Annotated in this window: 21 protein-coding genes; 20 read left to right on the top strand and 1 reads right to left on the bottom strand. The window is 63.2% G+C overall.

Annotated elements, in window-relative coordinates:
• Positions 1 to 114 precede the first annotated feature (114 nt).
• Together I3J27_RS23255 and I3J27_RS23250 are read left to right on the top strand one after the other, a co-directional pair.
• Positions 115 to 2,178 carry an FAD-dependent oxidoreductase gene (locus I3J27_RS23255; protein ID WP_270160731.1) on the top strand — a complete coding sequence of 688 codons (2,064 nt, stop codon included), beginning with the start codon at positions 115 to 117 and terminating at the stop codon, positions 2,176 to 2,178.
• A 274-nt stretch (positions 2,179 to 2,452) separates the two neighbouring features.
• Complete coding sequence (locus I3J27_RS23250) at positions 2,453 to 4,477, top strand: ABC transporter ATP-binding protein (protein WP_270160730.1); 2,025 nt, start codon at positions 2,453 to 2,455, stop codon at positions 4,475 to 4,477.
• Here I3J27_RS23250 and I3J27_RS23245 read toward each other — a convergent pair.
• A complete protein-coding gene (locus I3J27_RS23245; RefSeq protein WP_270160729.1) occupies positions 4,396 to 5,643 on the bottom strand; it encodes an FAD-dependent oxidoreductase in 1,248 nt (415 codons plus the stop codon). The genes I3J27_RS23250 and I3J27_RS23245 overlap by 82 nt on opposite strands.
• Positions 5,644 to 6,327: 684 nt before the next feature.
• Between I3J27_RS23245 and rpsL the strand changes: the two genes are divergently transcribed.
• The 18 genes from rpsL (at position 6,328) to rplE (ending at position 17,114) form a co-directional block, all read left to right on the top strand.
• Positions 6,328 to 6,699 carry a 30S ribosomal protein S12 gene (gene rpsL, locus I3J27_RS23240; RefSeq protein WP_007603006.1) on the top strand — a complete coding sequence of 124 codons (372 nt, stop codon included), beginning with the start codon at positions 6,328 to 6,330 and terminating at the stop codon, positions 6,697 to 6,699.
• A 15-nt stretch (positions 6,700 to 6,714) separates the two neighbouring features.
• Entirely contained in the window at positions 6,715 to 7,185 is a 471-nt protein-coding gene (gene rpsG, locus I3J27_RS23235; RefSeq protein ID WP_195803892.1) for a 30S ribosomal protein S7, read from the top strand.
• Positions 7,186 to 7,215: 30 nt separating this feature from the next.
• Positions 7,216 to 9,288, top strand: a complete 2,073-nt coding sequence (gene fusA, locus I3J27_RS23230; protein WP_038950207.1) for an elongation factor G — start codon at positions 7,216 to 7,218, stop codon at positions 9,286 to 9,288.
• A 40-nt stretch (positions 9,289 to 9,328) separates the two neighbouring features.
• Positions 9,329 to 10,519: an elongation factor Tu gene (gene tuf / locus I3J27_RS23225; protein WP_270160728.1), complete on the top strand. Its 1,191-nt coding sequence runs from the start codon at positions 9,329 to 9,331 to the stop codon at positions 10,517 to 10,519.
• Positions 10,520 to 10,603: 84 nt separating this feature from the next.
• The gene (gene rpsJ / locus I3J27_RS23220; protein ID WP_002712302.1) at positions 10,604 to 10,912 is read left to right on the top strand and encodes a 30S ribosomal protein S10; all 309 of its coding nucleotides are present in this window, start codon (positions 10,604 to 10,606) and stop codon (positions 10,910 to 10,912) included.
• Between the two features lie 53 nt (positions 10,913 to 10,965).
• Entirely contained in the window at positions 10,966 to 11,679 is a 714-nt protein-coding gene (gene rplC / locus I3J27_RS23215) for a 50S ribosomal protein L3 (protein ID WP_270160727.1), read from the top strand.
• Position 11,680: 1 nt separating this feature from the next.
• Positions 11,681 to 12,301, top strand: coding sequence for a 50S ribosomal protein L4 (gene rplD / locus I3J27_RS23210; RefSeq protein WP_011088150.1), 621 nt, complete (start codon positions 11,681 to 11,683; stop codon positions 12,299 to 12,301).
• Positions 12,298 to 12,600: a 50S ribosomal protein L23 gene (locus I3J27_RS23205; protein ID WP_007603019.1), complete on the top strand. Its 303-nt coding sequence runs from the start codon at positions 12,298 to 12,300 to the stop codon at positions 12,598 to 12,600. Before rplD ends, I3J27_RS23205 begins: the two co-directional genes overlap by 4 nt.
• A 12-nt stretch (positions 12,601 to 12,612) precedes the next feature.
• Positions 12,613 to 13,446, top strand: coding sequence for a 50S ribosomal protein L2 (rplB, locus tag I3J27_RS23200; protein WP_270160726.1), 834 nt, complete (start codon positions 12,613 to 12,615; stop codon positions 13,444 to 13,446).
• A gap of 12 nt (positions 13,447 to 13,458) precedes the next feature.
• Entirely contained in the window at positions 13,459 to 13,737 is a 279-nt protein-coding gene (gene rpsS / locus I3J27_RS23195) for a 30S ribosomal protein S19 (protein ID WP_008136357.1), read from the top strand.
• A 10-nt stretch (positions 13,738 to 13,747) separates the two neighbouring features.
• Positions 13,748 to 14,134 (top strand): 50S ribosomal protein L22, encoded by a 387-nt coding sequence (gene rplV / locus I3J27_RS23190; RefSeq protein WP_211386653.1) that lies wholly within the window; start codon positions 13,748 to 13,750, stop codon positions 14,132 to 14,134.
• Positions 14,135 to 14,151: 17 nt separating this feature from the next.
• Positions 14,152 to 14,877 (top strand): 30S ribosomal protein S3, encoded by a 726-nt coding sequence (rpsC, locus tag I3J27_RS23185; protein WP_129268065.1) that lies wholly within the window; start codon positions 14,152 to 14,154, stop codon positions 14,875 to 14,877.
• Positions 14,878 to 14,909: 32 nt separating this feature from the next.
• The gene (rplP, locus tag I3J27_RS23180) at positions 14,910 to 15,323 is read left to right on the top strand and encodes a 50S ribosomal protein L16 (protein WP_008136349.1); all 414 of its coding nucleotides are present in this window, start codon (positions 14,910 to 14,912) and stop codon (positions 15,321 to 15,323) included.
• A 5-nt stretch (positions 15,324 to 15,328) separates the two neighbouring features.
• Positions 15,329 to 15,535, top strand: coding sequence for a 50S ribosomal protein L29 (gene rpmC, locus I3J27_RS23175; RefSeq protein ID WP_270160725.1), 207 nt, complete (start codon positions 15,329 to 15,331; stop codon positions 15,533 to 15,535).
• Between the two features lie 13 nt (positions 15,536 to 15,548).
• On the top strand, positions 15,549 to 15,797 hold the full coding sequence (gene rpsQ / locus I3J27_RS23170; RefSeq protein WP_007603028.1) for a 30S ribosomal protein S17: 249 nt from the start codon (positions 15,549 to 15,551) through the stop codon (positions 15,795 to 15,797).
• An 84-nt stretch (positions 15,798 to 15,881) separates the two neighbouring features.
• Complete coding sequence (gene rplN, locus I3J27_RS23165; RefSeq protein WP_063682754.1) at positions 15,882 to 16,250, top strand: 50S ribosomal protein L14; 369 nt, start codon at positions 15,882 to 15,884, stop codon at positions 16,248 to 16,250.
• On the top strand, positions 16,250 to 16,564 hold the full coding sequence (gene rplX, locus I3J27_RS23160; protein WP_007603031.1) for a 50S ribosomal protein L24: 315 nt from the start codon (positions 16,250 to 16,252) through the stop codon (positions 16,562 to 16,564). Before rplN ends, rplX begins: the two co-directional genes overlap by 1 nt.
• Entirely contained in the window at positions 16,557 to 17,114 is a 558-nt protein-coding gene (gene rplE, locus I3J27_RS23155; protein WP_234678973.1) for a 50S ribosomal protein L5, read from the top strand. The genes rplX and rplE overlap by 8 nt, the downstream gene beginning before the upstream one ends.
• The last annotated feature ends 28 nt before the right edge of the window (positions 17,115 to 17,142 follow it).

Genomic DNA, 17,142 nt, shown 5'->3' with positions numbered 1-17,142 from the left:
GGTGCAGGGACGCGCTTTGTTCATCTTTCCTTCAGGCTGAAAAGCGCTTTTGCTAAGGCGACTTAGACCGGTGGATCCCGTGACGGGGGCAGGGCCGGAGACCACGGAACTGATATGCTTGATCTCGCAATCGTAGGCGGCGGCCCCGGCGGGCTGATGAGCGCCTGGTATCTGAAGCGCAAGCTCGGCGATCTCTGCCGTGTCACCATCTACGAGGCGTCCGACCGGCTCGGCGGCAAGATCGTCACGCGTAAATTCGATTCCGCGCCCGCGATGTACGAGGCCGGCGTTGCCGAGATCTACGACTACTCGATGACCGGGCCCGATCCGCTGCGCGAACTGATCCAGCATTTCGGACTTCAGACCATTCCGATGGATGCCGAGCAGGTGCAGTTCGGCGGCGAGCTGCTCAACGACGTGCCGGGGATGCGCCGCAAATACGGCGACAAGACCGCAGCGGCGATCGAGGCGTTCCGCAAGCGCTGCAGTGAAGCGATGTCGCCGATCGAATATTACGAGGGCGTCGGCGCGCACGACAACGAGAACCCCTGGGCCTACAAGACCGCCGAGCAGGTGCTCGACGAGGAGGTCGAGGACGAAACGGCAAAGCGCTTCTTCAAGGTGATGGCGCGCTCGGACATTGCGACCGAGAGCCACAACACCAACGGCCTCAACGCGCTGAAGAACTATCTGATGGATGTCGACGGCTATATCGGCCTCTATTCCATCCAGAACGGCAACGAGCAGTTGATCGAGTGCCTCCAATCGGAGGTCAATGCCGACATCCAGCTCAATCATCGCGTGCTCACCGTCGGCAAGGCGCCGACCGGCCGCTACCAGCTCAAGATGATGAACGGCAAGGGGCCGGAGACGCGCGACTTCGACCTCGTGCTGGTCTGCCTGCCGCATTCCTGGCTTGCCACCGTGGGGTGGGAAGGCGAGCAGCTGCGCAAGTCGATGGTCAAGCACGTCTCGTATTTCGACCGTCCCGCGCATTACCTGCGCGTCTCGATCCTGTTCGATGCGCCATTCTGGGGCGACAAAATTCCCGGCGCCTGGTTCATGTCGGAAGCCTTCGGCGGCTGCTGCGTCTACAACGAAGGCGCGCGGCACGATGTCGGCAAGCATGGCGTGCTCAACTGGCTGATTCCCGGCTCCGACGCGCTGGCCTTCGCCAATCTCTCGGATCAGGAGCTGATCGACGCCGCGCTGAAATCGCTGCCGGCCTCACTCGGCGATGCGCGTTCGCATTTCCTGGAAGGCAAGATCCACCGTTGGCTGTCGTCGGTGAACGCGATTCCCGGCGGTCTGCCCGTGCGCGACGTCATGACCAATCACCGGCCGGAGCCGAAAGAACATCCCGGCATCGTGGTGGTCGGCGATTATCTGTTCGATTCGACGCTGAACGGTCTGCTCGACTCCTCCGATGCTGCGACCGACATCATCCTGACCGAGATGATGCGCCTGCGCCGTGAGCGCGCACAAGAAGAGGGCAAGCCGGTCTCGGACAAGATCGACCGCGATTACTTCGAGAACTATCGCGGCCTCGGTCCCTATAGCGAGGTGTGGCAGCACTTCACCGATCCCGACTATCTGACGAAGCTGATCGGCATCGTCTGGGGCAAGGCGAAGGGTGCCAAGCTGCTGGTCGCGGGCTCGGCCAGTGGCGAGCTGGTCGGTGCGCTGCGCGAGCGCGGCATCGACGCCTACGGCATCGAGAACAACCGCGCCATCCACGCCAAGACGCCGAAGGCGCTGAAGAAATACAACAAGCTCGGCTCGATCACCGACATGCCGTTCAAGGACGGCAGCTTCGACTTCGTGTTCGAGACCAGCCTATGCCACGTGTCCCCGAAGCAGGTGGTCCGCGCGATCCGCGAGTTCAACCGCGTGGTCAAGACCGGGCTGGTGTTTGGCTCGGTCACCTCGGACATGGCGTCAGTGGTGATCGACCGCTATGACCTGTTGCGCGGGGTCAAGAAGCTCGGCACCTGGTGGGAATGGTCCGAGCTGTTCTTCGGCAACGGTTTCGACCTGTCGATGCACCGCAAGGACTGTGCGGACGCGCTCTGGGAGGCGACGCTCGCCGCCAACAAGGGCCCCGGGCAGTGGTATGCCGACGCCGACAGCTTGCGCTATTCCTTCTTCGACAAGGTCGAGGACGAGGACGACGACTAGCCCTGCTGGTTTGCCAGACCCTCATGAGAAGCGCGAAACGCGCGTCGCGAACCATGCAAGGCCCGGCTCTCGCCCGCAGCCATCCTTCGAGACGCCCGCTAAGCGGGCCCCTCAGGATGAGGAGCAGAGTGCTTGTGAGGCAGCAGAACTGGACGCACGGATTCGCCAATTGCTTTGCCGAATTCATCGTGATCGCATAGAATCGGTGCAATAGCGGTAACGCTATTTCCTGCTTTCTCTGCGGTCATGCCGGCCGTCAGCATCGGTTGGTTTCATGGCGTCCAAGCCCCTCCCGCCCGACAAACCCAAGCTCGCCGCGGAAGAGGCGGCCGAGCTCGAGGACAAGCTCGTCCCCGCCAAGCCGGACCTCGAAGACGACGAGGACGAAGACGAGGCGGATGACGAGCTGGAACTCGATGATGACGATGAGGACGAGGACCTCGTCGTCTTCACCGCGCGCGAAGCCGCCGGCGCGCTCGCGACCATCCTGGGTTTCGTCAAGCCCTTCCTGACCAACTACAAGCGGATGCTGTCATTCGTGGCGTTCGGCGTCTTCGTCGAGACGCTGTTCAACGTCATCATGCCGCTCAGCCTGAAATACCTGATCGACGATGCGCTCGGCGAGGAGGATTTCCAGGCGCTCTACAAGATCCTCGGCGTGCTTGCGGTCGCGGGCATCTTCACCTCGATCGTCGCGGTCTGGTACGAGCGCTGGGACGCGCGGCTCGCGGCCTGCGTCATCTCCGACGTGCGCAAGCGCCTGTTCGAGCACGTCCAGGACCTGCCGGCGGCCTATTTCGGCCGCACCAGGCGCGGCGAGATCCTGTCGCGCTTCTCGGTCGACCTCTCGGCGTTCGAGGGCTCGGTCAAGACCTTCGCCAACAGCGCGGCGCTGCCGTTCCTGGAGCTGATCGCCGGCATCATCCTGATGGTGTTCCTGAACTGGCAGCTCGCGGCGGTCGCGCTGCTGGTGTTCCCGATCACGCTGATCGGCCCGCGCATCCTCACCCCGAAGGCGGTGCAGGCGAACTACGAGCAGAAGCTCAACGAGAGCGCGCTGCTCGGCATGGTGCAGGAGAACGTGGCGGCGCAGGCGGTGATCAAGGCGTTCAGCCTGCAACGCAAGATGTTCGGCTTCTTCACCTTCCGCAACGACGAGACGCGCCGCAAGATCGCTTCCGCCGCGTTCCTGTCGACCATGGTGGAGCGGACGGTCACCATCTCGGTGCTGCTGCTGCACCTCGTCGTGCTCGCGATCGGCGCCTACCTGGCGACCAAGGGCCAGATCACCATCGGCACCTTCGTCACCTTCGAGAGCGCGTTCTGGGAGGTCTCCTACAACATCGCCCATGTGATGCATTTCATCCCGGTGTCGATCTCCTCGGCCGCCGCGATCCGTCACATGCAGGAGCTGCTGGACGAGCCGACCCGCGGCGCCGACCGTCCCGGCGCGCCCGATTTGCCGCGCATCACCCACGACGTCACCTTCGACCGTGTGACGTTTCAATACGAGGGCAGCCAGACGCCGGTGCTGGACAATCTCAGCCTCAAGCTCGATGTCGGCAAGCGCATCGCCATCGTCGGCCCCTCGGGCTCCGGCAAGAGCACGCTGCTCAATCTGATCCTGCGGCTCTACGTGCCCGACGAGGGCCGCGTCACCATCGACGGCGTCGACGTCCGCAAGGTGACCTTGGATTCGCTGCGCCGGAGCATGGCGGTGGTGTTCCAGGAGAACATGCTGTTCAACATGTCGATCCGCGAGAACATCCGGCTCGGCAAGGAAGGCGCGACCGACGAGGAGGTGGAGGAGGCGGCTAGGAAGGCCGAGATCCACCGCTACATCATGAGCCTGCCGCAGCGCTACGACACGCCGGTCGGCGAGCGCGGCGATACGCTCTCGGGCGGCCAGCGCCAGCGCATCGCGATCGCGCGCGCGATCATCCGCAATCCCTCCGTGCTGCTGCTGGACGAAGCCACCTCGGCGCTGGACCAGACCACGGAAGCCGCGATCAACCGCACGCTGCTCAAGGTCGCCAAGGGCCGCACCATGATCTGGTCGACCCACCGCCTGACCTCGGTGGTCGAGATGGACGAGATCATCGTGATTTCAGGGGGCAGGGCGATCGAGCGCGGCTCGCATGCCGAACTGCTGGCGAAGAACGGCACCTACCGCAAGCTGTGGAATGACCAGATCCATCAGCCGCACGGCGCTGTGGCTCAGGCCGACGACGACAGCGACGATGACGACGAGGAAGAGGACGACCTCGACGAGGATGATGAGGACGAGGAGGAGGAGTGACCGAGGAAGTTCGGCTCCAGATGGAACGCTCCTCCAAGCCGCCGCAATAGTCCTTGGGTCGACCAGGCCATGAAGCGCGCCCAGCGCTGCGCCATCCAGTAGGGGCTCGTCCCAATCGAGACTGAGCGGAAGTCGAACGCCTTGGCCGCCGACCATTCATCGCAATCCCGCTTGATCGGATCGGCATAGAACGCGGCGATCTTGGCCGTGTCCATTCCGTCGGAGGCGAGCCAGTCGGGGATATGGACGTTGCAGAGCCGTTCGACGTCTGTGAAGACCTTGTCGCAGCCGGTGCCGGCGGCGGGGCAGGACGTCGAGTACGCATCGCCCACCAGCACGAGGCCGGGCTGGCCGCTCGCATCGTTCACGTAGAGATCCACCGGGCGAATCTTGATCTCGCCGGGGATGTCGAAGGCGCCGGTGATGCGCTCGAGCCGGGGCAGGGCGGCGTTCAGCGTCTCGGTCGGCGCGCGGCGCAGCTCGCGCAGCCAGGGATCGTCGAAGCCGCGATAGACGAACAGATTGGCCCGCATCCGCGGGCCGATCGGGAACAGCGAGATATAGGGGATGCGGTCGCTCGGCCGCTCCGAGAAATAGGTCAGCGCCGGGAAGTCGAACGCATTCCGCCCCGCCGGCACCAGGTCGAACCCGATCGAGATCGAATGGCAGGCGCTGACGATTCGTCGCGTGATGCCGAGCTGGTGGCGCAGGCCGACATTGAGGCCGTTGGCGAGCACGACCAGGCGGGCCGAGATCGTCTCGTCATTGGAGAGCACGACCTTCTGTCGCTCCGGGCTGGTCTCTACCGAGACGGCCTTGGCGCAGATGCGCTCGACGTCCGCCGGGATTTCGTCGCGGACGGCGTTGACCAGGGAATCATAGAGGATGTTGAACTGCCGGCTCGGTGCCTTGTCGAGGAGGCGGCCGAAGCGGGCGACCCAGTTCTCGCCGGCGAAGGTGGCGCGGCGCAGCACCGATTCTCCGATTCCGGTGTTCAGGAATCGCTCGACCTGCGCATGGCCGCTGAGTTTTTCGACCCGAAAGTCCGCCGGATAGCTCTCATGCGGATCGATCAGCACCGTCGAAATGCCGGCGCGGCCGAGCATTGCGGCGGCGGTTGAGCCGGACAATCCCCCGCCGATAATGGCAATGTCGGTGTACCGCATGACGCAAATCTCTGCCGAAGGCGGCAGAATCGCGCATCAACAGGAAAAAAAGCCTTAGCAGGGGTTATAAAAGTATATTTCACCCGGATATAAATTGCGTTTAGGGTGGCGGAACAAGAATCTCGTGCCCATATCCGGAAGGTGCGGCGAGTGCGGGCAAACAATGATTTTGACAGGTGCCAGAGGCGTTTCTGACTGTCGTTTCGCCTTGACTTGATCGATTCTCACTTATAGAAAGCGCCTCACTTAACGACAGGCGGTGAGCATCGCCAGCGTCGGAACGGGCCACCCGTTGATCCCCAAGAGTTTGACCTCCAAGGGATCGCTAAAGGCGGGCACCAACCTCGACGAATGCCGCTCAAACGCTGTCGATTATAGCTAGGCAATGCCAGTGCGATTCTAGTTCTCTTGAGCTTGTTCTCTTGAGATCGAATTCGGATGCATGACCTCGGTGCGCGGGCCGCAGCATTACGCTGATTGGCCTGAAAACTGCGGTCCTCTGTGGCGTCGTAACGCTTTCCGCTCGGTGATGGAGCGGTTGGCGCAATTTCGCTTTGTGCGGATTGTTCCGTGCGAGGCGCCCCCGTCGGGCGGGTAGCGCGACAAGAATTTGCGGTTCCGGCAACGGGCCGCGGCAAGACAGCGGACCCGCAAGGGACCGCGATAACAAAGGGTAAGGCCAGGATGCCGACGATCAACCAGCTGATCGCTCAACCGCGTGAAGTGCAGAAGTCGCGCAAGAAGGTGCCGGCGCTGCAGCAGTCGCCGCAGAAGCGTGGTGTTTGCACCCGCGTCTACACCACGACCCCGAAGAAGCCGAACTCGGCGCTTCGTAAGGTTGCCAAGGTGCGCCTGACCAACGGCTTCGAGGTGATCGGCTACATCCCCGGTGAAGGCCATAACCTCCAGGAGCACTCGGTGGTCATGATCCGCGGCGGTCGCGTCAAGGACTTGCCCGGCGTGCGCTACCACATCCTCCGCGGCGTTCTGGATACCCAGGGCGTCAAGAACCGTAAGCAGCGTCGTTCGAAGTACGGCGCGAAGCGTCCGAAGTAAGCGGGAACCAGTCCTATGTCTCGTCGCCACTCAGCGGAAAAGCGCGAAGTTCTCCCGGATCCGAAGTTCGGGAACATCATCGTCACGAAGTTCATGAACTCGGTGATGTACGCCGGCAAGAAGTCGGTCGCCGAAGGCATCGTCTACGGTGCGTTCGGTCTCATCGAAAGCAAGACCAAGCAGAGCCCGCTCGGCGTGTTCGAGCAGGCACTCGAGAACGTCATGCCGACGATCGAAGTGCGCTCCCGCCGCGTCGGCGGCGCGACCTACCAGGTCCCGGTCGAAGTTCGTTCGACCCGCCGTCAGGCCCTGGGCATCCGCTGGCTGATCTCGGCTGCGCGCGAGCGCAACGAGAAGACGATGACCGAGCGGCTCTCGGCCGAACTCCTGGACGCGTCGAACAACCGCGGGAACGCCGTCAAGAAGCGTGAAGACGTGCACCGGATGGCGGAAGCCAACCGCGCCTTCTCGCACTATCGCTGGTAACGGCGACACACGGAATCTGAGGAACACCCCATGCCCCGCGTTCATGCCATAGAGAATTACCGCAACTTCGGTATCATGGCGCATATCGATGCCGGCAAGACCACGACGACCGAGCGCATCCTCTATTACACCGGCAAGAGCCACAAGATCGGCGAAGTGCACGAAGGTGCCGCGACGATGGACTGGATGGAGCAGGAGCAGGAGCGTGGCATCACGATCACCTCGGCTGCGACCACCGCGTTCTGGGCCGGCAAGCGCCTGAACATCATCGACACCCCGGGCCACGTCGACTTCACCATCGAAGTCGAGCGTTCGCTGCGCGTGCTCGACGGCGCCGTCTGCGTGCTCGACTCGAACCAGGGCGTCGAGCCCCAGACCGAGACCGTCTGGCGCCAGGGCGACAAGTACAAGGTTCCGCGCATCGTCTTCGCCAACAAGATGGACAAGACCGGCGCCGACTTCTTCAAGTGCCTGGCCGACATCGTCGACCGCCTCGGCGCCAAGCCGATCGCGATCCAGCTTCCGATCGGTGCCGAGAACAACTTCAAGGGTCTCGTCGACCTCGTGAAGATGCAGGGCATCATCTGGAACGATGAATCGCTCGGCGCGAAGTTCGACTATGTCGACATTCCCGAGGATCTCGTCGAGCAGGCCAAGGAATACCGCGAGAAGATGGTGGAGGCCGCCGTCGAGCTCGACGACGACGCCATGGCCGCCTATCTCGACGGCAAGGAGCCGGACGAAGAGACGCTGAAGCGGCTGATCCGCAAGGCGGTCTTGACCGGTGCGTTCTATCCCGTGCTGTGCGGCTCGGCCTTCAAGAACAAGGGCGTTCAGCCGCTGCTCGACGCCGTCGTCGACTATCTGCCGTCGCCGATCGACGTGCCCGCGATCAAGGGCACCGACGACCGCGGCAACGAGGTCGTGCGCAAGGCCGACGACAAGGAGCCGCTCGCGCTGCTCGCGTTCAAGATCATGGACGACCCGTTCGTCGGCACCATCACCTTCTGCCGCATCTATTCCGGCGTGCTCCAGAGCGGCACCGGCGTCGTGAACTCGACGCGCGAGAAGAAGGAGCGCATCGGGCGCATGCTGCTGATGCATGCGAACAACCGCGAAGACATTAAGGAAGCCTATGCCGGCGACATCGTCGCCCTGGCCGGCCTGAAGGAAGCGCGCACCGGTGACACGCTGTGCGATCCCGACAAGCAGGTGATCCTGGAGAAGATGGAATTCCCCGAGCCGGTCATTGAGATCGCGATCGAGCCGAAGTCCAAGGCCGACCAGGAAAAGCTGGGCGTGGCGCTGGCGAAGCTCGCCGCGGAGGATCCGTCCTTCCGCGTGTCGACCGACCAGGAGTCCGGCCAGACCATCCTCAAGGGCATGGGCGAACTCCATCTCGACATCAAGGTCGACATCCTCAGGCGTACCTACAAGGTCGACGCCAACATCGGCGCGCCGCAGGTTGCGTTCCGTGAGCGCGTCACCAAGAAGGCCGAGGTCAAGTACACCCACAAGAAGCAGACCGGCGGTACCGGTCAGTTCGCGGAAGTGTCGATCGTGGTCGAGCCGAACGAGCCCGGCAAGGGCTACGAGTTCGAGTCCAAGATCGTCGGCGGTGCGGTTCCGAAGGAATACATCCCCGGCGTCGAAAAGGGCCTCAACAGCGTGATGAGCTCTGGCGTGGTCGCGGGCTTCCCCGTGGTCGACGTCAAGGTTCAGCTCGTCGACGGCAAGTACCACGACGTCGACTCGTCGGCGCTCGCCTTCGAAATCGCATCGCGCGCGGCTTTCCGCGAAGCCTTGCAGAAGGGCAAGTCCGTGCTGCTCGAGCCGATCATGAAGGTCGAAGTGGTGACCCCGGAAGACTACACCGGCTCGGTCATCGGCGACCTGAATTCCCGGCGCGGTCAGATCCAGGGTCAGGACATGCGCGGCAACGCCAACGTCATCAACGCGATGGTGCCGCTCATGAACATGTTCGGTTACGTGAATAACCTGCGCTCGATGAGCCAGGGTCGCGCGACCTTCACCATGCAGTTCGACCACTACGCAGAAGCGCCGGCCAACGTGTCGGCAGAAGTCCAGAAGAAGTTTGCCTGATTGTCGTCGGTTGAAAACTGACGATTGAACGGAGAGTCAAATGGCCAAAGCAAAGTTTGAACGTAACAAGCCGCACTGCAACATCGGCACCATCGGTCACGTCGACCATGGCAAGACGTCGCTGACCGCGGCGATCACCAAGATCCTCGCCGAGACCGGCGGTGCGACGTTCACCGCGTACGACCAGATCGACAAGGCGCCGGAAGAGAAGGCACGCGGCATCACCATTTCGACCGCGCACGTCGAGTACGAGACCACGAACCGCCACTACGCCCACGTCGACTGCCCAGGCCACGCCGACTACGTGAAGAACATGATCACCGGCGCCGCCCAGATGGACGGTGCGATCCTGGTCGTGTCGGCCGCTGACGGCCCGATGCCGCAGACCCGCGAGCACATCCTGCTCGCCCGCCAGGTCGGCGTGCCCGCGCTGGTCGTGTTCCTGAACAAGTGCGACATGGTCGACGATCCGGAGCTCCTCGAGCTCGTCGAGCTCGAAGTCCGCGAGCTGCTCTCGAAGTACGACTTCCCGGGCGACAAGATCCCGATCATCAAGGGTTCGGCGCTCGCCGCTCTCGAAGATTCCGACAAGAAGCTCGGCCACGAGGCCATCCTCGAGCTGATGAAGAACGTCGACTCCTACATCCCGCAGCCGGAGCGTCCGGTCGACCAGCCGTTCCTGATGCCGGTTGAAGACGTGTTCTCGATCTCGGGCCGCGGCACCGTCGTGACCGGCCGCGTCGAGCGCGGCATCGTCAAGGTCGGCGAGGAAATCGAGATCGTCGGTCTGCGCGCCACGCAGAAGACCACGGTCACCGGCGTCGAAATGTTCCGCAAGCTGCTCGATCAGGGCCAGGCCGGCGACAACATCGGTGCGCTGCTCCGCGGTACCAAGCGCGAGGACGTCGAGCGCGGCCAGGTGCTGTGCAAGCCGGGTTCGGTCAAGCCGCACACCAAGTTCAAGGCTGAAGCCTACATCCTCACCAAGGAAGAGGGCGGTCGCCACACCCCGTTCTTCACCAACTACCGTCCGCAGTTCTATTTCCGCACCACCGACGTGACCGGTGTCGTGCATCTGCCGGAAGGCACCGAGATGGTGATGCCGGGCGACAACATCGCGATGGAAGTGCACCTGATCGTGCCGATCGCGATGGAAGAGAAGCTCCGCTTCGCGATCCGCGAAGGCGGCCGTACCGTTGGCGCCGGCGTCGTCGCCTCGATCATCGAGTAAACAAGCGAATAGGGAATGGTGAGTGGCGAATAGGGAATTCTATTCGCTACTCGCTACTCGCCACTCACTAAGAAAGACACGGCAATGAACGGCCAAAACATTCGTATCCGTCTCAAGGCGTTCGACCATCGTATCCTCGATACGTCGACCCGCGAGATCGTGAACACGGCGAAGCGCACCGGCGCGCAGGTCCGCGGACCCATTCCGCTGCCCACCCGCATCGAGAAGTTCACCGTCAACCGTTCGCCCCACGTCGACAAGAAGAGCCGCGAGCAGTTCGAGATGCGCACCCACAAGCGCCTGCTCGACATCGTCGATCCGACCCCGCAGACCGTCGATGCTTTGATGAAGCTCGACCTGGCCGCCGGTGTCGACGTCGAGATCAAGCTCTAAGATTTTTGGATCCCGTTCGCTCAAAGCGGACAGAAAGAACAGGAAGCAAGCCGATGCGCTCCGGAGTGATCGCACAAAAGGTCGGGATGACGCGGGTCTTTACAGAGGCCGGCGAACATATCCCCGTGACCGTGCTGAAGCTCGGCAATTGCCAGGTCGTAGGCCACCGTACCGAAGAGAAGAACGGTTACGTTGCGCTCCAGCTCGGTTCTGGCAGCCGCAAGACCGTTTATCTGCCCAAGGCGGAGCGCGGCCAGTTCGCGGTCGCCAAGGTCGAGCCGAAGCGGCAGGTCGAAGAATTCCGCGTTTCCGCGGATCAGATGATCCCCGTCGGCGCCGAGATCCTCGCTGACCACTTCGTCGTCGGCCAGTTCGTCGACGTCACCGGCACCTCGGTCGGCAAGGGCTTCGCCGGCGGTATGAAGCGCTGGAACTTCGGCGGTCTGCGCGCCACCCACGGCGTGTCGGTCTCGCACCGTTCGATCGGTTCGACCGGTGGCCGTCAGGACCCCGGCAAGACCTGGAAGAACAAGAAGATGCCCGGTCACATGGGCGTCGACCGGATCACCACGCTCAACCTCCGCGTCGTTCAGCTCGATGTCGAGCGCGGCCTGATCCTCGTCGAAGGCGCCGTTCCCGGCTCCAAGGGCGGCTGGATCCGCGTGCGCGACGCGGTCAAGAAGCCGCTGCCGAAGGACGCTCCGAAGCCCGGCAAGTTCAAGGTTGCTGGCGAAGCTGACGCCGCTCCGGCCGCGCAGGAGGCGTGAGATGGAATTGAAGGTCACCACCCTCGAAGGTAAGGAAGCCGGCTCGGTCCAGCTCTCCGACGCCATTTTCGGCCTCGAGCCGCGCCAGGACATCATTGCGCGCTGCGTGCAGTGGCAGCTCAACAAGCGTCAGGCCGGCACCCACAAGGCCAAGGGCCGCGCCGAGATCTGGCGCACCGGCAAGAAGATGTACAAGCAGAAGGGCACCGGCGGTGCTCGTCACGGCTCGGCCCGCGTGCCGCAGTTCCGCGGCGGCGGCCGTGCCTTCGGTCCGGTGGTGCGTTCGCACGCCACCGACCTGCCGAAGAAGGTCCGCGCGCTTGCTCTCAAGCATGCGCTGTCGGCGAAGGCCAAGGACGGCGATCTGCTGGTGATCGACAAGGCCGCGCTGGAAGCCGCCAAGACCAAGGCGCTGCTCGGTCACTTCTCGGGCCTCGGCCTCACCAACGCGCTGATCATCGACGGCGCCGAGCTCAACAACGGCTTTGCCGCTGCGGCCCGCAACATCCCGAACATGGACGTGCTGCCGATCCAGGGCATCAACGTCTATGACATCCTGCGCCGTCAGAAGCTCGTTCTGACCAAGGCCGCCATCGATGCGCTGGAGGCGCGCTTCAAATGACGAAGAACATCGAGCCTCGCCACTACGACGTGATCCTGTCGCCGGTCGTGACCGAAAAGGCGACGATCGCCTCGGAGCACAACAAGGTGCTGTTCAAGGTGGCCGCCAAGGCGACCAAGCCGCAGATCAAGGAAGCGATCGAGAAGCTGTTCGACGTCAAGGTCAAGAGCGTCAACACGCTGGTCCGCAAGGGCAAGACCAAGATCTTCCGCGGCAATCTCGGCTCGCAGTCGAACTCCAAGCGCGCGATCGTGACTCTCGAAGAGGGTCACCGGATCGACGTGACCACCGGTCTGTAAGGTCGCACGACGATGGCACTGAAGACATTCAATCCCACGACGCCGGGCCAGCGCCAGCTGGTCATGGTCGATCGTTCGGCCCTGTACAAGGGCAAGCCGGTCAAGGCGCTCACCGAAGGCAAGCACTCCGCGGGCGGCCGCAACAACACCGGTCGCATCACCGTGCGCTTCCGCGGCGGCGGTCACAAGCGGACGCTGCGCACCGTCGACTTCAAGCGTGAGAAGATTGACGTTCCCGCGACCGTCGAGCGGCTGGAGTACGATCCGAACCGCACCGGCTTCATCGCCCTGATCAAGTATCAGGACGGCGAGCAGGCCTACATCCTGGCGCCGCAGCGCCTGGCCGTGGGCGACACCATCATCGCCGGCAACTATGTCGACGTGAAGCCGGGCAACGTCATGCCGCTCGGCAACATGCCGGTCGGCACGATCATCCACAATATCGAGGTCAAGATCGGGAAGGGCGGCCAGCTCGCCCGTTCCGCCGGCACCTACGCCCAGCTCGTCGGCCGCGACCAGGACTACGTCATCATCCGCCTGAACTCGGGTGAGCAGCGTCTGGTGCACGGCCGTTGCCGCGGCACGATCGGCGCGGTGTCGAACCCTGATCACATGAACACGTCGATCGGCAAGGCCGGCCGCAACCGCTGGCTGGGCCGCAAGCCGCACAACCGCGGCGTTTCGATGAACCCGATCGACCATCCGCACGGTGGTGGTGAAGGTCGTACCTCGGGCGGCCGCCACCCGGTCACCCCGTGGGGCAAGCCGACCAAGGGCAAGAAGACCCGCACCAACAAGTCGACCAACAAATTCATTCTCCTAAGCCGCCACAAGCGGAAGAAGTAAGGAACGCCGGACATGGTTCGTTCAGTCTGGAAAGGCCCGTTCGTCGAGGGTTCTCTGCTCAAGAAGGCAGATGCCGCCCGCGCGTCCGGCCGTCACGACGTCATCAAGATCTGGAGCCGCCGCTCGACGATCCTGCCGCAATTCGTCGGCCTGACCTTCGGCGTCTACAACGGTCAGAAGCACGTACCGGTTGCCGTCAACGAGGAAATGGTTGGTCATAAGTTCGGCGAGTTCTCGCCGACCCGGACCTTCCATGGCCACTCCGGCGACAAGAAAGCCAAGAAGGCTTGAGGATTAAACGATGAGCAAACCTAAGCGCGAACGGAGCCTCGCCGAGAACGAGGCCAAGGCGGTCGCCCGGATGCTGCGGGTGAGCCCGCAGAAGCTCAACCTGGTCGCCCAGCTCATTCGCGGCCGGAAGGCGGCTGCTGCGCTCGCCGACCTGCAGTTTTCGCGCAAGCGGATCGCGGTCGACGTGAAGAAGTGCCTGGAATCGGCTATCGCCAACGCCGAGAACAATCACGACCTCGACGTCGACGATCTCGTGGTGGCGCAGGCCTTCGTCGGCAACGGCCTCGTCATGAAGCGCTTTGCCCCCCGCGGCCGTGGCCGCTCGGGCCGTGTCTACAAACCATTTTCGCAGCTGACGATCATCGTTCGTCAGGTCGAAGCCGAAGCAGCGGCTTAAGGGCGCAGGAGAACACGATGGGTCAAAAGATCAATCCGATCGGTCTGCGTCTCGGCATCAACCGCACCTGGGATTCGCGCTGGTTCGCCGGCAAGCAGGAATACGGCAAGCTGCTGCACGAGGACGTCAAGATCCGCGAGATCCTGCACAAGGAGCTCAAGCAGGCGGCCGTCGCCCGCATCGTGATCGAGCGTCCGCACAAGAAGTGCCGCGTCACCATCCACTCGGCCCGTCCGGGCGTGGTGATCGGCAAGAAGGGCGCCGACATCGACAAGCTTCGCAAGAAGGTCGCGGACATCACCTCGTCCGACGTCGTCATCAACATCGTCGAAATCCGCAAGCCGGAGCTCGATGCGACGCTGGTGGCGGAATCGATCGCGCAGCAGCTCGAGCGCCGCGTGGCGTTCCGCCGTGCCATGAAGCGCGCCGTTCAGTCGGCGATGCGTCTCGGCGCGGAAGGCATCCGCATCAACTGCTCGGGTCGTCTGGGCGGTGCGGAAATCGCGCGCATGGAGTGGTATCGCGAAGGTCGCGTGCCGCTGCACACGCTGCGCGCCGACATCGACTACGGCGTTGCGACCGCGTTCACGACCTTCGGCACCTGCGGCGTCAAGGTCTGGATCTTCAAGGGCGAGATCCTCGAGCACGATCCGATGGCCCAGGACAAGAGAATGGCCGAAGGCGAGACCAGCGGCGGTGGTGATCGCGGTGGCCGTGGGCGCCGTGACAACGCTGCGGCCTGACGCCAGCACAGAGAATTTGAGGGCTTGAAGCCATGATGCAACCTAAGAAAACGAAGTTCCGGAAGGCGCATAAGGGCCGTATCCACGGCGTTGCGTCTTCGGGTGCGACGTTGGCCTTCGGCCAGTTCGGCCTGAAGGCGACCGAGCCTGAGCGCGTCACCGCGCGCCAGATCGAAGCCGCGCGCCGCGCGCTGACCCGTCACATGAAGCGTGCCGGCCGCGTCTGGATCCGCGTGTTCCCCGACGTTCCGGTGTCGAAGAAGCCGGCCGAAGTCCGCATGGGCTCCGGCAAGGGTTCGCCGGAATTGTGGGTCGCGCGCGTCAAGCCGGGCCGGGTGCTGTTTGAGATCGACGGCGTCAACACCCAGACGGCGCGTGAGGCGCTGACCCTGGCGGCCGCCAAGCTGCCGATCAAGACGCGCTTCGTCGAGCGCATTGCGGAGTAATGGCCATGGCACAGATGAAGATCGAAGACATCCGCGCGATGAGTTCCGACCAGCAGGATGACGCCATCCTGAACCTGAAGAAGGAGCGCTTCAACCTGCGCTTCCAGCGCGCCACCGGGCAGCTCGAGAACACCTCGCGCCTGCGCGAGGCCCGCCGTGACATCGCCCGGATCAAGACCGTCGCCGCGCAGACGCGCGCGAAGAAGAAGTAAGAGGCTTACGAAGATGCCGAAACGTACTTTGCAGGGCGTGGTCGTCAGCGACAAGCAAGCCAAGACCATCGTGGTGCGCGTCGATCGCCGCTTCACGCACCCGATCTACAAGAAGACGATCCGCCGTTCGAAGAACTACCACGCGCACGACGAGAGCAACGAGTTCAAGCCGGGCGACATGGTGTGGATCGAGGAATCGAAGCCGATTTCGAAGTTGAAGCGCTGGGTCGTGATCCGGGGCGAACACAAGAAAAGCGCCTGATCTGTTGGCTTTAGCCGACTGACTTCAGGGAAATGTTGAGCGCCGGCTGGGCTGGCGCATTGAAAAAGAGGACGAGGTGCATCAATGATTCAGATGCAGACCAACCTCGACGTGGCCGACAATTCTGGCGCACGCCGTGTCATGTGTATCAAGGTGCTCGGGGGCTCCAAGCGCCGCTACGCCACGATCGGCGACGTCATCGTCGTCTCGATCAAGGAAGCGATTCCGCGTGGCAAGGTGAAGAAGGGCGACGTGATGAAGGCCGTCGTGGTGCGCGTCCGCAAGGACATCCGCCGCGCCGACGGTTCGGTCATCCGATTCGACCGCAACGCCGCCGTTCTGATCAACAATCAGTCCGAGCCGGTCGGCACCCGTATTTTCGGGCCCGTGCCGCGCGAGCTGCGCGCCAAGAACCACATGAAGATCATCTCGCTCGCGCCGGAGGTGCTGTAATGGCTGCCAAGATCCGCAAGGGCGACAAGGTCGTCGTGCTGACGGGCCGCGACAAGGGCCGCACCGGCGAAGTGTTCGAGGTTCGCCCCGACGCTGGCACCGCGCTGGTGCGCGGCATCAACATGGTCAAGCGTCACCAGAAGCAGACGCAGGCCCAGGAGGGCGGCATCATCTCGAAGGAGTCGCCGATCCAACTGTCCAACATCGCGTATGTCGGCAAGGACGGAAAGCCGACCCGCGTCGGATTCAAGATTCTGGCGGACGGCAAGAAGGTCCGCATCGCCAAGAGCTCGGGAGCTGAGATCGATGGCTGAGGCCGCTTACACGCCGCGCCTGCGCGCGGAATACGACGCGAAGATCCGCACGGCCATGACCGAGAAGTTCGGTTATGAGAACGTGATGCAGGTTCCGCGCCTGGACAAGATCGTGCTGAACATGGGCGTTGGCGACAGCGTCAACGACCGCAAGAAGGCCGAGACCGCCGCTGCCGAGCTGACCCAGATCGCCGGCCAGAAGGCGATCGTGACCTATTCGCGGATCGCGATCGCGACCTTCAAGCTGCGTGAGAACCAGCCGATCGGCTGCAAGGTCACGCTGCGCAAGGCCCGCATGTACGAGTTCATCGATCGCCTGGTGACGGTCGCGCTGCCGCGCGTCCGCGACTTCCGCGGCCTGAACCCGAAGAGCTTCGACGGCCGCGGCAACTACTCGCTCGGCATCAAGGAGCACATCATTTTCCCCGAGATCGACTTCGACAAGGTCACGGAAGCCCGCGGCATGGACATCACCGTCTGCACCACGGCCAAGACCGACGAAGAGGCGAGGGCCTTGTTGACCGCTTTCAATTTCCCGTTCCGGCAGTGAGACGCTGACCTAAAGCCTCTCAAACGCG

Origin of the sequence: Bradyrhizobium xenonodulans (assembly GCF_027594865.1) — a bacterium.
Classification (GTDB): domain Bacteria; phylum Pseudomonadota; class Alphaproteobacteria; order Rhizobiales; family Xanthobacteraceae; genus Bradyrhizobium; species Bradyrhizobium xenonodulans.
This window is presented reverse-complemented; position numbering and strand designations above follow the sequence as displayed.

Bases quoted from the DNA above. Each gene is read 5' to 3' on its own strand.
- rpsS (WP_008136357.1), top strand. From the start codon at position 13,459: ATGGTTCGTTCAGTCTGGAAAGGCCCGTTCGTCGAGGGTTCTCTGCTC.
- rpsG (WP_195803892.1), top strand. From the start codon at position 6,715: ATGTCTCGTCGCCACTCAGCGGAAAAGCGCGAAGTTCTCCCGGATCCG.
- tuf (WP_270160728.1), top strand. From the start codon at position 9,329: ATGGCCAAAGCAAAGTTTGAACGTAACAAGCCGCACTGCAACATCGGC.
- I3J27_RS23250 (WP_270160730.1), top strand. From the start codon at position 2,453: ATGGCGTCCAAGCCCCTCCCGCCCGACAAACCCAAGCTCGCCGCGGAA.
- rplD (WP_011088150.1), top strand. From the start codon at position 11,681: ATGGAATTGAAGGTCACCACCCTCGAAGGTAAGGAAGCCGGCTCGGTC.
- fusA (WP_038950207.1), top strand. From the start codon at position 7,216: ATGCCCCGCGTTCATGCCATAGAGAATTACCGCAACTTCGGTATCATG.
- rplC (WP_270160727.1), top strand. From the start codon at position 10,966: ATGCGCTCCGGAGTGATCGCACAAAAGGTCGGGATGACGCGGGTCTTT.
- rpsQ (WP_007603028.1), top strand. From the start codon at position 15,549: ATGCCGAAACGTACTTTGCAGGGCGTGGTCGTCAGCGACAAGCAAGCC.
- rplE (WP_234678973.1), top strand. From the start codon at position 16,557: ATGGCTGAGGCCGCTTACACGCCGCGCCTGCGCGCGGAATACGACGCG.
- rpsL (WP_007603006.1), top strand. From the start codon at position 6,328: ATGCCGACGATCAACCAGCTGATCGCTCAACCGCGTGAAGTGCAGAAG.
- rplB (WP_270160726.1), top strand. From the start codon at position 12,613: ATGGCACTGAAGACATTCAATCCCACGACGCCGGGCCAGCGCCAGCTG.
- rplN (WP_063682754.1), top strand. From the start codon at position 15,882: ATGATTCAGATGCAGACCAACCTCGACGTGGCCGACAATTCTGGCGCA.
- rplV (WP_211386653.1), top strand. From the start codon at position 13,748: ATGAGCAAACCTAAGCGCGAACGGAGCCTCGCCGAGAACGAGGCCAAG.
- rpmC (WP_270160725.1), top strand. From the start codon at position 15,329: ATGGCACAGATGAAGATCGAAGACATCCGCGCGATGAGTTCCGACCAG.
- I3J27_RS23245 (WP_270160729.1), bottom strand. From the start codon at position 5,643: ATGCGGTACACCGACATTGCCATTATCGGCGGGGGATTGTCCGGCTCA.
- rplX (WP_007603031.1), top strand. From the start codon at position 16,250: ATGGCTGCCAAGATCCGCAAGGGCGACAAGGTCGTCGTGCTGACGGGC.
- I3J27_RS23255 (WP_270160731.1), top strand. From the start codon at position 115: ATGCTTGATCTCGCAATCGTAGGCGGCGGCCCCGGCGGGCTGATGAGC.
- rplP (WP_008136349.1), top strand. From the start codon at position 14,910: ATGATGCAACCTAAGAAAACGAAGTTCCGGAAGGCGCATAAGGGCCGT.
- I3J27_RS23205 (WP_007603019.1), top strand. From the start codon at position 12,298: ATGACGAAGAACATCGAGCCTCGCCACTACGACGTGATCCTGTCGCCG.
- rpsJ (WP_002712302.1), top strand. From the start codon at position 10,604: ATGAACGGCCAAAACATTCGTATCCGTCTCAAGGCGTTCGACCATCGT.
- rpsC (WP_129268065.1), top strand. From the start codon at position 14,152: ATGGGTCAAAAGATCAATCCGATCGGTCTGCGTCTCGGCATCAACCGC.